This window comes from Caballeronia sp. LjRoot31, assembly GCF_964253885.1.
Taxonomy (GTDB): Bacteria; Pseudomonadota; Gammaproteobacteria; order Burkholderiales; family Burkholderiaceae; genus Caballeronia.
This window is the reverse complement of the sequence record NZ_CAXURX020000004.1, coordinates 145,198-159,086: the sequence shown is the minus strand read 5'-3', so window position 1 is coordinate 159,086 and position 13,889 is coordinate 145,198. Positions and strand designations below refer to the sequence as shown.

Below are 13,889 nucleotides of genomic sequence, written 5' to 3'. Positions count from 1 at the left end.
AGCTTTTGCACGCTCTCGATTTGATGCGAGTCTGCGGATCGAGGAACCTCTCCTTGCAGAGCAAAAGCGCCGCGGTAGCTGCTGTGGGCGCGGCGAAGAGCAGCGCCTTCATCTTTTTTGTCGCCATGCTCGTCGGCATGCTGATTTTTAAGCTGGTGAGGCATTGTGAGAGCAAGAGAGAAATGCAAAGAGCGCGGCAAGCTGACACCCCCGACAACGTTGAGATCAAAAAAAGGCCCGGCTTTTGCGGCCGGGCCAAAGAGAGTGATCGGAAGCGAGAACTATGGGTACGTACGTCATCCGTACACGAACTGCGTAGTGTCGCCGCCGATCGCTCGCGTTGGTCGGTAAAGCTTCTTGGCCAAGTGCAGGCACGCTTTGGGGCCAGGAAGTTATAATACGATATTACAGTACACTTATTAAGTAATACATAGGGATAATTCGGTATCAGTCATTTATTTACCCTCCCGTTGGCCGCTCTGGTGACACTCCGCAGATGGTGCAGCACATATGGCCTCACGAAGGGTGCGCGAAGCGGAGGAGCTTTCGTATCAATCGCTGGCCATCAATGAAGCCGTTACCTCGGAGACGACGGAGCACAGCAGCCAAGCCTTCACCTTTCGGTTGAAGTACGGTCTCCTCGAGACCACATGTTCGATAGATTCGGAAAACACATGAGTTCGGTTTCTTTCGAACAGACGGTCCATTCTTGCTCTCACATCGGCAGGCATTGGAGCACAGACAATAACTTTCCAAAGCGTGAACCTACGCGCGCCCACCTTTTTCCTGAATACCTTTGGGCCGCCGTTCGACGAATGCACACGCCTCTGTCGCCGCCGCATCGAGCGCCTGCTCATCCCAGAAGGGCCCGCCGCAAATTCGTAGATACGGCTCGACTCGCGCGTAAACCACTACCCCCGAAACCGCATGCGTGACTGACACATCAACCCAGATGTTAAGAGTACCGTCGACTGTCGGCGGCGCCACAATCTTTGCGGCGACTTCGAAGTCGCCGTAGATGCGTGTTGATTCCACGGTATCTCCTGCTCGATTGTAATTTGACTTTCGTGGCACTGCGGGGGGTGAAGGACGCTTCTTCTCTCGTCAATACCAATAGTCGTTAGGCGGTAGAATCGGCCGATCAGTTCCGGGCGGTTTGACCAAGTCGACAACCGGTGCTTGATTGGTAACGAGGAGCAGAACACCGCGTTCCTGGGCCGAACCTGCGGATAGCTTGCACAGTCCTCGCCGCGGCATCGCGTACAAATGCTCGAAAATTAACCAGTGGACGGATCTCCACCGGTACCCGTGCACCAGCCTGCAACCGCTCAAGCGAGTCGAGCGACAGCGGCGATAGCGCCCGCGACAATCCACCGATCGGCCCAAGTCCGCGGGCCACGAAAACAATACTAGCGCAACGGTCACCGGCACCACCATGGCGAGCGGCCACAACGTGCGCCAGGCAAGCCGCAGCGCAAGATCCTCGCGAACGGAGAACGATTGTGCCACCTGTTTGTCCCGGATATCGATTGCAATCCGGGCGTCGGCTATGCCCTTGATGTCGTGGGTGCGCCGCTCGGCAGCATCGGCGATAGCAATATTAGCCAGCAACGACAGCGCGACGGTGCGCAGCTCGTAGTCGAACAACTCGCTCGCTTCGCGGCGCGCGGTGTGAAAGATGCCATAAACCGTCGCCAGCGACGTCGCGGCCAGTCTAAAGATCAGCGAGCGGAGCAGCCAGCGGCGGATGGATGTCATTCGAGTCCCTTGAGCCGGTAGCCCACGCCACGGATCGTCAATATCTGCTCGGCGCCAATCTTGCGCCTGAGGCTGTGGACATGCACCTCAATGGTATTGCTGCCCACTTCCTCACCCCATCCGTACAGCTTCTCCTCCAGTTCCGCACGCCTGAATACGCGCGTCGGCTCCTCGATCAGCACCTGAAGCAAGGCGAACTCGCGCGGCACCAGCGGCAGCGGTACACCGGCCTTGCTAACCTCGTGCGACGCGGGATCGAGCGCCAGTTCGCCATGCGTATAGATGGGCTGTTTTTGTCCGGTACGACGTCGTAGCGCCGCGCGCACGCGTGCGGCCAGTTCGTCGAGATCGAAGGGTTTCATGAGGTAATCGTCGGCGCCCGCATCCAGCCCGCGAACGCGGTCGTCCACGGCATCGCGCGCAGTCAGGATGATGACTGACGCCGCACCGCCTGCCTTGCGGTACGTGTTCAACACCTGGATGCCATCGCGTTTCGGCAAACCGAGGTCGAGCAATACGAGGTCGTACACCCCATTGCCAAGCGACAGATCGGCGGCGCGTCCGTCCGCCGCCCAATCGATTGCGTAGCCCAGCCGGCGCATGGAGTCGAGCACGGTCTCGGCAATCATCTCGTCGTCTTCCACCAGTAATAGCCGCATCGTCAACTCTCCCAGGTCCTACCAAAAAGTATCTAGCATGAATTTTCCGCGGCAGGTGCTTAAGCGTTCCTTAAGTACGGGCTACCTAGAATCAATCGCTCCTTCGATGTAACTGCTGGCGGTCGCGATCATCTCCAGTTTGATCGTGAAATTGCCGCTGGTGCTGAAGTTGTTGATAAACCGGCGGCGCTGATGGATCGATGAACGGTGAATGGGTGAATGAACAGGGGCGCTAAAAAGCGCCCCTGTCAGTGAACTACGCAAACCGCTTGAAAAGCGGGAATCTGATACCGCACAAGCAAGATCTCAATTAATGGTGCGAGTAGAGGGATTCTTGCGGGCGCGGCATGACGCCGCGTGCGCTTGACTGGCCCGATCCGTAGGTCGAAGGGCCATAAGCGGTGTTTGCGTCGCCGTTTTGTTGATTTGCCTGGCGAGTCATATTCTGACTGGTATCCTGACCAGCCGGATATTTCGTCTTCGACGGCGGCACCGTGCCCTGTGGTTCCGCCTGGATCAAATCGGAGCGTACTTGCGCACGGGTAACAGAGTCGTTCGCAGTCTGCGCGAATGAGGCGAGGGGAAGAGTCAGGGCCGAGACCGCGAGCAGCGACAATACGAGTGTTTTCATGATGCTTTCTCCAGGAACAAGCGGTCGTCCGGCGTGTCCGGAGAACCGGATTTACATCGCGAAAGGAGTGAAATTCGGACGCTGAAGCGAGCGATGCATGTCTCCAGAATACACAGTGATACTTAACATATGCTTAGCTGGGGAAACCTTGTTTTATCAATTACTCGGTGATGAGCTTGCGTAAGCATCGCTCAAGCAAGCTCATGAGACACTGATGTAACTACTGTAATAGTCCATGACCTACTCGATGGTTCGCCTAAAACCCGCGGTAATGAATATTCAAAACGTTCGCCGCTGGGCGCCGCGAGGCAAGCGAGTGTGGTTGATGAGCGCGCTCGCGCTTTGTGTCGCAAGCGGGGTCAGGCTCGCCTTGCACCCGTTCCTGGGCCCCGTCATGCCGGGCGTCGCCTTCTGTATAGCGGCGGCCATGGTCGAATACTTCTTTGGCCTCATCCCTTCGCTAACGGTAATGTTGCTTGGACTGGGCATTGCCGATTTCCTGTTTGTGCCACCTTACGGCCAGATTGCAGTCATCGATCGCGCTGACATCATGCTGGCGATTTCTTACCCGCTCGTCACGCTGTCCACCATCATCCTCATTGAACGGCTGCGGCGCTCGCAATTCAGTACAGAACTGATCGCGGCAGTGGCGCTCTCTCGCTATGAAATGCTGCTGCGCGCCGACAACGAACGTGCTCTGTCGCGCCGGGCGGTGGACGAAACGCATCGGCTAGTGCGGCATCTGCCGCACTACCACGACGCCATCATCCTGTTGCAGGCGGTTGAGCGCAGCGCGGAGCACGGCGCCAACGAAGTGGCGCCTGGGCGGCTATTTGCCAATGCCCATCCCGACGATATCAAACGGATGCAGCGTGGTTTGCAGCCAGGGCGACATCGCGTGCGCATTGCTTCGGGCGACGGCATGCATAAACTTGTGGAATGCATCTGCGAGCGTTTTACCACGCACGCCGGTGAGTTCCTGATCTTGCGCAGGATTGATTAGCGTGACAAAGGAAACGCCTGCGTTGAACGCTTCGACCTTTTACCCCCGGCAGCGACCGTGCGGTCCTGATGCTGCACGGCCTGTACAGCTCGCCGCTTGATATGCGCCATTTTTGGGGCGCCTGTATTTCGATGTCGTTTCCCGGATCGGAGCCCTCTTAAGCTTGCGCGCGTTTGCGAGGCGGCCCAGTAGAAGCATCCCATTAAATCAAAGGTATTCCGTATGTGTGTTTGTCACCCTCGCGGCTAGTACCCGGATGCGGAGACGTCGGTCACCTCACGGTTTTGCAGGCTAAGCTGGTCGGCCCCGTCTCACGCTCGCAGAGAATACGCGATGGAGAGCTGGCAACTGGCGTAGCTCGGCATGCGGCTGATTGCGCACGAACTCAACGAGTTCGAGCCCTGGTTGTGGCTTGCGGTGCCGTCGAAACTTTTCGCAGTGGTCGTGGCTGCAGCCGATATTGCGGCGAGCGCACAAGGCACAATTTCTACCATCGTCCTGAGAATGGAACTGACTGCACGCGACCGATAATTCATCGTGCAGCTTCTCCTTGCTGTAGCGACTGCAACGATTGTCGCGCGCACAATGGAGCCGCGTTCAATCTACGAAGCGCGCGGCTCCTAAGATCAGGTTAACGCTCAACGCAAAACTCGCGATTCGTCATCGGAATGAAGCGCCCAGACGGGATGTCAGCAAGAACCCGAAGCGATCTCTTTGCGTGTTCCTTCCACGGTTTTCCTTGGTAATGGACAGTTGCAAACGTACAAGACCGCAACCTTTGTGAAAAGAAGGCGGCGCCAGCTCGTTTTTCTCGCTCACGACAATCGCTTAATCATGCGTTAAGCGTAGGTACCTTACTGTGTAATCACCGGTTGCGAACAGGGCTGTTCGTGACGGTAGAAATAGTGGAGGTATCAAATCATGAAGATTCTCTGTCAAGCCTTTTTTGTAGCCGCCGTGCTGGCGGCTCCGGTCGCCGCAGTTGCTCAACAGTCGAACGCGCCGGTGACCCGTGCTCAGGTGCGTGCCGAACTGGTTCAGCTGGAAAAGGCCGGCTACAACCCGGCAAAACGCGACAACGCCTATCCAGCTGACATCCAGGCTGCCGAAGCCCGTGTTGCTGCCCGGAACGACGCGGGGCAAGCCGCCACCACAGGGGTGGGTGGGGTGGCGGGTGGCACAGCGCAATCGGGCCACCATTCCGCATCTGCGAACTGGGAACCGCTTTACGGCCACCACTAATACCCTAGGGCTTTTTGCGAACAGTCCTCTACGCACGGTAGGGTAAAAACAGGTGTGCTTTCGCAAACAACTGCGAGAGCACACTATTTTTGAATTGCGCGCGACCTACATAGTTGGTTCAGCGCTCGGTCTGACCTGGGCTTTTGGCAGCGGTGCAGGCGCAGTGCCGCATCCGATCTAAAGCCTGGCAAATCCATCATGGAATCGTAGACTACTGCGGCCGCTACTTTCCGTACCGGTGCGGCGTTAAGGTCGGCTACAACCGTTGCGTCAACACGTTCCTGATATCTGCGAGAAAAAGCAAACATGAAAAATGACGCACGCGGCACTGCCGCGCACGCTTTCAGCAAGATTCCCGAAGTGACGTTTGGCTTCTGGATCATTAAGGTTGCCGCCACGACGCTGGGTGAGACGGGCGGTGACTGGGTCACGATGTCCCTGAAACTCGGCTATCTGATTGGCACAGCGATTTTTGCTGTCGTCTTTATCGGTTTCGTATATGCCCAGATCAAGGCAGAAAAGTTTCAACCGTTCCTGTACTGGGCAACTATCGTTGCGACGACGACGCTCGGGACGACGATAGCCGACTTCGCCGACCGGTCAATGGGACTTGGCTATCCGGGTGGCGTAACGGTCGTCTTCGGGTTGCTTATCGCCAGCCTCGCAATCTGGTACTGGGTCGAAGGAAGTGTGTCCGTTCAGAGTGTCACCACGACCAGGGTGGAGTGGTTGTACTGGTGCACCATCATGTGTTCGCAGACGCTCGGTACGGCACTTGGCGACTGGATGGCCGATACTGATCGCGGCGGTCTTGGGCTCGGCTATGAATACGGCGCGCTGGTCTTCGCAACAGGCTTGGTCATAGTGGCCGCGCTCTATTTCTGGAAGAAAATCTCGCGAACGCTGCTGTTTTGGGCGGCCTTCATTTTGACGCGGCCGCTCGGTGCAACTCTTGGAGATCTGCTTGACAAGCCGTTGGCGGAAGGTGGTCTTCACCTGAACCGACTATTCGCTTCTCTTATACTGCTGGCCTTCATCGTTGCCTGCCTGCTCGTGCTTCCCCAGCGTGCAGCGAGAGAGGGCGTAGGCGAAGCGGCTTGATTCAGGCCTATTCACGCCGCAAAAGCGACACTTACTCCCGAGGCCTTACCACCTTGCGCGCTTATTCCGTCAACCAGCTTAAGGAGCTCCTAAGCTGACGTCTGCGAGAATTGATTTTAAAAATTCCGAGAGGGTGAGATGCGCTTATTACTAGTCGAAGATGATGGGATAATTGCGCAGACGGTCCTGGGGGCTATGCGCCGCGTTGGCTATGCAATCGATTGGGCGGAAGACGGGCGAACTGCGGATTTATCACTGGGAGACGGGGCATACGATTTGGTTCTCTTGGACCTTGAGCTACCTCAACGGGACGGTCTCGACGTTCTCACTCGCTATCGCAAGGCCGGTGGCGCAGCAGCTATCATTATTCTGACTGCTTACGACGGGGTTCGTGATCGTATTCGCGGTCTGGACGCCGGCGCGGACGATTATCTTATGAAGCCGTTCGATCTCGACGAACTTGCTGCTCGCGTTCGGACCTCATTGCGGCGACGCATAGGTCACAGGCAGTTGGTTTATACGCACGGCGAGCTGACCCTAGATCCCGCGGCGCACGAGGTGCAAAAGAGCGGTCAGTTGCTGTACCTTGCCCCACGAGAGTTCGATCTCTTACAGGCCTTAATCGAGGAACCTGCGCGCGTTTTCCGCCGCGCAGAATTGGAAAAGAAGCTATACGGCTGCGGAGAAGAGGTAAGCAGCAACACCATCGAGGTGCATGTGCATAGCCTGCGTCGCAAGATTGGAGCGGACCAGATCGTAACCATACGTGGCGTCGGCTATCGTCTGCGTTGGTTGTGACGATTTATTGCGGGTGACAGGCCGCGTGATCTATTTGGGAACTCCCCAATGATCCAGGCTGCGAGACATAGAAATTTCGCATCGGCATGAATAAGCCCGCAGACCAGGTGATAAGTATCCCATACGGTTGTGTCTCTTCGCATCAGGATAGTCGCGAGCACTTGAGCGAGTTGTCCACGCTGCTCGACAAATACGCGAGACGCAAAAATACGAACAAGGATTTGCCCCACTCTGTACATTCACTATCATGGCCACCATCAACCGACAATTGGTCGGATACTTCCATCGGGTCGTGCGCATCACATTCACGAGCATTGGACCCTTGGAGCGCTGATCGGGGTTGGATAACTATTCCTGTTATTGGGCAGGCGACGCAAGCGAGCGGTCGCAGTAACTTCGGCTTCGTTGCGATCGCGTCTGTTGAGTGTCTGCATGGTGGCCTGTTGAGCGAATGTCGGCTCGTTGACTGCGCACGTGACCTGCTTGCCGTCTCGCAAGTGGACCGTCGTCGTATAGCTTGTTGCCGAATCGGCGAATACGTTGCCGACCGCTGTTCCGCAAAGCATAAGTGCGACCGCAATGTGAGAAACCTGACGCATGATAATTCTCCTTACGATGACGCGGTAATGTACCGCGCGAGAAATCATTGTCGAGCGGTGATGCTTAAGGCGCGCTGAGCCGAAAGGGTGGTTAGGAAATTGTCGAGCGGAAGTAGGGCGACGCCAATCGGCGCGCCGCTCACTGTGTCGTCATCCTCAAGGATATCTAATTGGCTGCGTCGTTACAGTGGCCTAGGATCAATGCGGCGACAATGCTGATTACTTGAGGGTGGCTGCAAGCCGCCGTGACCCGGGAACAATCCGACGCGGGCGAGCTTGCGACAAAAAATCGACGCGACCCCCACCAACTCCGATAACGTGGCGCTTGCGTTTTACTCGTTAGGGTCGTCCATGAACACTACGACAACCGTCGGGCGCGTGTTCAATCTCGTTGTAACGCGGTCTCAAACGCTGCGCCAACGTCCTCTGAGCGGTTTGAGTCATGAGTGATCTAGCAACGACTGATTTGCTTCCGCTCGGGGCGCCAAGAGCGACGCGAGGCTGTGACCGGTTTGGTTTCGATCGCTTTGAAGAGCCGACGGGACCGGAGGCGATAACTTCTTCCGTCCACACGATCGGGAGCGTTCTTTAAGAGGAGGCGAACACGAATTCGCGCAATAGCTCTCGAAAAATCACATAAAGCGTTGCGTATAGATACTTTGCTCAGGGACTCTTAAGCTTCGGACGCTCAGACTGAATGCGTTGACGCCGCGTTACTAGGCCGGCTGCACTGATACGGCAGACCCTTGCACCGCCAGGTAAACCGCCGATCACACGTGCACCGTTGGCACTCACGGGTATCACGGACATTGATGCTCTGCGGAGTAGGCGTAACGGCCGTTATGTCGAAGAGGACGGACGTCTCAGCACACGCAAGCGCCAACACTGCATCGCAACTGCGCTCAGGAGGTGTTAAATGAATAAGCTGTCGTTCCCACGCTGGATAGTTATTTTTGCATTCGCTCATACCGCGTCGCTTGCGATTGCCGCAGAGCCGGTCCAGGTAGAGGTTAAATTGTCGGACGGAAGCAACGGTAAAATGTCGCTCAATCTCAGTACATCAACGGTAGCGGCCGGTCCCGTCGAATTTGTAGTTCAAAATCAATCGTCGAGCCTAAAGCACGAGTTCATGATTGTTCCATGGACAACCAAGTTGGACGCCTTACCCTACGAACCGAAGACGCAACAGGTCAATGAGGCGAAACTAGGCGCTATGGAAGGAGTCGAAGATTTAGCGCCGGGCGAAACGGTTACGACAAGAATGGTGCTCGCGAAGGGCCGCTATATCGTGTTCTGCAACGAACCAGGGCACTATATGGCGTCAATGCGAAGCGTCTTCGTGGCGAAGTAAGTCACTAAGAGCGACTACCCGCGATAGTTATCCAGAAGGGATGTGTTCAGTGAGGGGCGGTAAGCGGGAATGGCGTGAGGCGACGAGCACGCTGAACCGCGTCATGACCATGCAGTTGCGCGCATCCCTGACATACGCGGCACCTCGTTCCGACGGCGCCTTGCAACGCTTCCTCTAGTCGCAGCTTCGGCTTGCAGCAACCAATCAGTTGTGAGTAGAAAATGGAAGAATTTAGCGTTCAAGCTTATGCTCAACCGCGCCCGAAAGATAATCGAGGGAGATCATGGTTGAGCTGCCCGAAACGCTGCCAAGGTTCGGAGTATTGTCGACGGGGTTGCTTGCACGCAGAGAGGAGGTTACCGTACTCGGCGAGCATCGAGATTCACCTCTGGTACCTCTTGCTTCTGAATCGCGGACTTGACAATCTAGTCTTTGTTATCGATTAACCGCCGGGACGTTCTGGCCTGGTCAACGTCACAGGATAGCAATGCACACAGATGCCGTCGGGCTTGCGGGCCGAGTCAAACGGAAAGGAATCCTGCGGAGGCTGCGGTGCAACACTCGCCATCCTTTGAGAGAACCGTTAGCCAAACGCAAGAAATGTTGAATCACCTGAGTCACAAACCGTGCAGCAAATGTAGCAATTGTAGCCCTGCGCTCAGAGCGACCCGCTCTCCGATCGCATACGGTATCATGGGGCCTCACCGTTTCGATAGACGTCATTGACCGCTCAACGTAGGGGCGTTCATGGCCACGTTATAGCCTATAGTCGGACGGATCGGTAAGCATCGCTCCGTCCGCGCTTGCTCAACACCAACTGCCACAACTGGCCTTGGCCTGATCGAAAAAAACCGGCGGACGACAAGAGGAAATATTTCCACATTCGATAGAATCGCTCGTCGTACCGACTCTGCAGGCGAGGCCATTCTTCGTCGAATTTCTCAGACCAAGCCATCAACGTTTTGTCGTAGTCTCGGCCGAAATTATGCCAATCCTCAATGAGAAATCTACCTTCCAAAGCGGTCACGATTTGTTTGGCCGAGGGTAAATGGCCGTTCGGGAAAATATATTTGTCGATCCAGGCGTCTGTCTTCTTCTCAGTCACGAAGTTGCCGATCGTGTGCAATAAAAATAAGCCATCTGGGCGCAACAGATCGCTCACAATATTGAAGTAGGTAGTGTAATTTTTCGGTCCGACGTGCTCAAACATTCCTACTGAAACGACCTTGTCGAACTGCCCCGTGAGATCCCGATAGTCGGTAAGCTCAATCGTGACAGGTAGTCCGGCGCATCGTTTCTGAGCGAGTTTCTGTTGTTCCTTCGAGACGGTAATGCCCACCACCTCGACGCCGTATTCCTTGGCAGCATATCGAGCCAGGCCACCCCAGCCGCATCCGATATCCAGGACACGCTCGCCGGGTTTGAGCTCCAGTTTCCGGCATATCAACTGGAGCTTGTGCAATTGCGCGTCTTCGAGCGTGTGAGCCCGCTCCCAGTAGCCACACGAATACATCATGTTGGAGTCCAGCATGCTTTCAAAAATGTCGTTACCTATGTCGTAGTGCCGCTCACCCACTTGAAATGCACGACGTTTGCTCTGCAGATTCATCAGCTTTTGACGCACCATTTCAACAATGAACCTAATCTTCGCCGGACCGACTACCGTTTGTTCGAGGTCGATGCTCGCTACCCGATGGAAAAACTGGTCCAACCGGTCGCAATCCCAGTCGCCGTCCATGTACGACTCGCCGATCCCCAGTTCCCATGTAGAGAACATCTTTCGAAAGAAGGCGTTGTCGAGGATCTGAATGTCCCACGGCGCAGGGCCGTTCACCTTGACTCCGGCTTGCTCGAACATCTGTGTGATGATTTTTGGCGCAGCACGTCGGTCTTTGCGCGATCCGGTGTTCGAGATGGCGGTTTCATTGCGATTCATGTCGGTCGTCATCGTCGTCTGTGGAATGAAAATAGTAAGAATTCAGCGCACTGTAACGCAAAAGATGCCTTGGACGAGTTCAATCGGTCTCGAGTATTCGTACGCGGCTCGCTCCGTTCAGCGAGAGGGGCACGTTTTAGAGTTGCTAGGTGTTGCGCGAGCAACCGCCGCGATGTGTTCGCCCGTCGCTGGACCGTTCGAATGACCGGTGTCGACACTTACGCCTTGCTCAACGCTACCTATAGGAGTTGCCGCTGCCTGACACTCGTGCGCAAGAACTAGCACCACTCGTCGTCCAAACGTCTCGCATCAAAGGACACGCTCGACTCGCGTCGAAATGCGCTAAGCGCCGAGCATATCGGCTCAATTTGCCACCGGGGAAAATGCTTGATGAGCAGGGACGTATTGTTGCCGTGCGTTCACGCATAAATCTCGAAATGGTTGTCACCTGCATTATCCAAAATCTTCAGTTGCCTGCAAGCTGTCGTGGTTGTCTGTTGCGTTGTTTGCGTACGAGGCCTGCAGCCTGATCCCCGAACCTTCATCAAATGAGGCGACCGGCCGCTTACAAAAAGCGTGGGCCAGGGTGGCGGCCGTTGCTCTTTGTAATGCTAAGAGAATCGCGTCGCTTAGAAGCGATGCGTCATGGCCACCCGATATACCATCTGGTTGCCCGTCGACGACTGGCCCGGCGAACCGACGATGTTCGCAACATCGAAGTCTCCGCCAGTCTTGCCGTCGGCGTGCTGATAAGCCCCTTGCACGTACACCGACGTGCGCGTGCTGAGGTCATAATCAAGCATCAGGGAGATCTGATTCCAATTCGGCTCGGAGCTTCCCGTCACGGTCGCAACGTGAGCTCGCGTGTACGTGTAGGCCGCACCCAGCCAGAAGTCAGGTTTGAAGAAATACTGGCCATTGATTTCGAAGTTGTCGAATTTCCAGGACTTTTGGGAACCTGCGGCTGGCTGATTAGTGAAATACGCATTGCTCGTCGGATCGTAGACGTCGACGTGCGAATAGGCAAATGAAAGGATCGCCTTATCGGTAAACTTGTAGGAAACGCCAGCGTCGATATTTTGCTGCGACTTGCCAGTGAACACCACGGTCGCGCTGGGCGCCGCGCCCCCGGCGGTCAAGCCACCGTTGTTGGCTTTCAGATATGCAACCGCGGCAGACAGCGGGCCCATTTGATATTGGACGGCCGCGCTGTATATGCGATTCTGCGCAAAACCACCGGCTTGATTGCTGAATCCGTACAACGCTTCGCCGGTAAAGCCTGCAACTGTCGGGGACACATACTTGACTGAGTTCTGGATACGATAGTCCCAGTCGGCGTTGTCGTTGTCGTACGGATGCGATCCCAAGTCACCTTCCCAGTTGCCTGCAGCGGTGAAACCACTCCACATGTCAACGGTCGGATCGTATTGACGGCCCATGGTTAACGTACCGTATTGACTCGATGACAGACCGACGTAAGCTTGGCGGCCGAACATCAGGCCACCTTGCCCGAGCGCGCCATTGTTTGTGTTAAAGCCGTTTTCCAATTGGAAAATAGCTTTCAGACTGCCACCAAGATCTTCGCTGCCTTTCAGCCCCCAGCGACTCCCGACGGTGTCGCCACTGACCATCTGATAGCCACGATGGCCGGCTGCATTGTTGGTGAAGTTGAAGCCCTCATCGATAAGACCGTAGAGCGTCACTGAACTCTGTGCATGAGCCTGCACGCTAAGGCCAAGTGCGCCAACTGACAATGCAGCAAGGACGGTTCGTTTCATGGCATGGTCTCCGGGTAAAGTCGGTCAGGTAAATTGACATGTCGCAGTGTTGACGCGCCGAGGATAGCCCGACGGCGACCGAAAAAAAACTCACCGAAACAAACGTTGCTAAATACCGACGCGAACGAGATGGTCGTGGATTTGATCAATCCCCGCTATGCTCAGATATCCCAGCTTGACCTAAGCATCCCTTAAGAAATATCGCCTTAAGATGTGCAGGAATAATTTTGACTTAAGCATTTCTTAAGACTGCTTGTTCTAGCATGCGCGGCAAAGTCGGCAATCATCATCGGGAACGCGAGGCTGCCCAACCGGATACATGCGAGAGTCTCCGACGCAGCATTGTCGAAAGCGATGAGCCACATTCGCATGATCAAAGGCTTTCTGGATCGTGCTTTTTTTTACGGCGCTACGTCGCGTAGCGCAAGACATCTATTCACATTTAGCACTGACATCCTGGACAGTAGATGGCGACCTCGAATCAGATTCTCATTGACGCACCAACCGCTCGTTATGACGGCATTTCTCGGTTTCTGCATTGGCTCACGCTTACGCTGCTCATTGCTCAATTCGCTCTCGGGTGGTTGATGCCAGACGCGGATTCGGTCAAAAGCCCAGAGGGTCTTGTTGCTTGGCATATCGGCGTCGGCACTTCGCTGCTCGTGGTGATTCTGATACGTTTCGTTTGGTCCCTGATTCGCAAAAATCCCGGTCACATCGACCAGTCTCAAATGCTCCGCGTAGCGGCGCGCACCGTTCACATTGCGCTGTACGCTTTGCTCGTGGTGGTTCCCGTACTTGGGTGGCTTAACGCAAACGGCCGCGCGTGGCTGGTTCAGATCGCTGGTGTTTGGCCTCTACCCCAGATAGCAACACCCGAGTCCCTGGGCGCTTCGATTGGAGAATGGCATAGCGCGAGCGCTATCGTTCTGCTAATACTGATTGGGTTGCATATTGTTGGCGCACTCACGCATCAGTTCTCGTTTAAGGGCGCAATTCTCCGACGAATGTTGTGACTAGGTGGATTCCACGT

At 55.5% G+C, this 13,889-nt stretch carries 13 protein-coding genes and 1 pseudogene; 8 read left to right on the top strand and 6 right to left on the bottom strand.

The genetic code is table 11. The annotated features are described in order from the left end of the window. Nucleotides 1–53: 53 nt before the first annotated feature. The gene (locus tag ACSQ8V_RS38740; RefSeq protein WP_436209414.1) at nucleotides 54–398 is read left to right on the top strand and encodes a hypothetical protein; all 345 of its coding nucleotides are present in this window, start codon (nucleotides 54–56) and stop codon (nucleotides 396–398) included. A 367-nt stretch (nucleotides 399–765) separates the two neighbouring features. Here ACSQ8V_RS38740 and ACSQ8V_RS38735 read toward each other — a convergent pair whose 3' ends face one another. The 4 genes and pseudogenes from ACSQ8V_RS38735 to ACSQ8V_RS38720 form a co-directional block, all read right to left on the bottom strand. Then, nucleotides 766–1,035, bottom strand: a complete 270-nt coding sequence (locus ACSQ8V_RS38735) for a hypothetical protein (RefSeq protein WP_436209413.1) — start codon at nucleotides 1,033–1,035, stop codon at nucleotides 766–768. Between the two features lie 241 nt (nucleotides 1,036–1,276). Continuing rightward, a pseudogene (locus ACSQ8V_RS38730) lies at nucleotides 1,277–1,758 on the bottom strand (two-component sensor histidine kinase); the annotation flags it as partial. After that, nucleotides 1,755–2,417: a response regulator gene (locus ACSQ8V_RS38725; protein WP_436209412.1), complete on the bottom strand. Its 663-nt coding sequence runs from the start codon at nucleotides 2,415–2,417 to the stop codon at nucleotides 1,755–1,757. The pseudogene ACSQ8V_RS38730 and the gene ACSQ8V_RS38725, both read right to left, overlap by 4 nt. A gap of 310 nt (nucleotides 2,418–2,727) precedes the next feature. After that, nucleotides 2,728–3,048, bottom strand: a complete 321-nt coding sequence (locus ACSQ8V_RS38720) for a DUF4148 domain-containing protein (protein WP_436209411.1) — start codon at nucleotides 3,046–3,048, stop codon at nucleotides 2,728–2,730. Nucleotides 3,049–3,319: 271 nt separating this feature from the next. Here ACSQ8V_RS38720 and ACSQ8V_RS38715 point away from each other — a divergent pair, with 271 nt between their 5' ends. The 6 genes from ACSQ8V_RS38715 (at nucleotide 3,320) to ACSQ8V_RS38690 (ending at nucleotide 9,142) form a co-directional block, all read left to right on the top strand. Continuing rightward, nucleotides 3,320–4,051: a DUF4118 domain-containing protein gene (locus ACSQ8V_RS38715; RefSeq protein WP_436209410.1), complete on the top strand. Its 732-nt coding sequence runs from the start codon at nucleotides 3,320–3,322 to the stop codon at nucleotides 4,049–4,051. A gap of 363 nt (nucleotides 4,052–4,414) precedes the next feature. Continuing rightward, a complete protein-coding gene (locus tag ACSQ8V_RS38710) occupies nucleotides 4,415–4,582 on the top strand; it encodes a hypothetical protein (protein WP_436209409.1) in 168 nt (55 codons plus the stop codon). A gap of 390 nt (nucleotides 4,583–4,972) precedes the next feature. Then, nucleotides 4,973–5,293 carry a DUF4148 domain-containing protein gene (locus ACSQ8V_RS38705; protein WP_436209408.1) on the top strand — a complete coding sequence of 107 codons (321 nt, stop codon included), beginning with the start codon at nucleotides 4,973–4,975 and terminating at the stop codon, nucleotides 5,291–5,293. Nucleotides 5,294–5,599: 306 nt separating this feature from the next. Next, nucleotides 5,600–6,394 (top strand): COG4705 family protein, encoded by a 795-nt coding sequence (locus tag ACSQ8V_RS38700; protein ID WP_436209407.1) that lies wholly within the window; start codon nucleotides 5,600–5,602, stop codon nucleotides 6,392–6,394. 138 nt (nucleotides 6,395–6,532) lie between these two features. Beyond that, nucleotides 6,533–7,192 carry a response regulator gene (locus ACSQ8V_RS38695; RefSeq protein ID WP_436209406.1) on the top strand — a complete coding sequence of 220 codons (660 nt, stop codon included), beginning with the start codon at nucleotides 6,533–6,535 and terminating at the stop codon, nucleotides 7,190–7,192. A gap of 1,515 nt (nucleotides 7,193–8,707) precedes the next feature. Next, on the top strand, nucleotides 8,708–9,142 hold the full coding sequence (locus ACSQ8V_RS38690; RefSeq protein ID WP_436209405.1) for a plastocyanin/azurin family copper-binding protein: 435 nt from the start codon (nucleotides 8,708–8,710) through the stop codon (nucleotides 9,140–9,142). 763 nt (nucleotides 9,143–9,905) lie between these two features. Here the strand turns inward: ACSQ8V_RS38690 and cfa are convergent. Together cfa and ACSQ8V_RS38680 are read right to left on the bottom strand one after the other, a co-directional pair. Beyond that, nucleotides 9,906–11,090 carry a cyclopropane fatty acyl phospholipid synthase gene (cfa, locus tag ACSQ8V_RS38685; RefSeq protein WP_436209404.1) on the bottom strand — a complete coding sequence of 395 codons (1,185 nt, stop codon included), beginning with the start codon at nucleotides 11,088–11,090 and terminating at the stop codon, nucleotides 9,906–9,908. Nucleotides 11,091–11,707: 617 nt separating this feature from the next. Then, complete coding sequence (locus ACSQ8V_RS38680; RefSeq protein WP_436209403.1) at nucleotides 11,708–12,856, bottom strand: porin; 1,149 nt, start codon at nucleotides 12,854–12,856, stop codon at nucleotides 11,708–11,710. A gap of 467 nt (nucleotides 12,857–13,323) precedes the next feature. On the opposite strand from ACSQ8V_RS38680, the gene ACSQ8V_RS38675 reads away from it, so the two are divergent. Then, nucleotides 13,324–13,872, top strand: a complete 549-nt coding sequence (locus tag ACSQ8V_RS38675) for a cytochrome b (protein ID WP_436209402.1) — start codon at nucleotides 13,324–13,326, stop codon at nucleotides 13,870–13,872. Nucleotides 13,873–13,889: the final 17 nt, after the last annotated feature.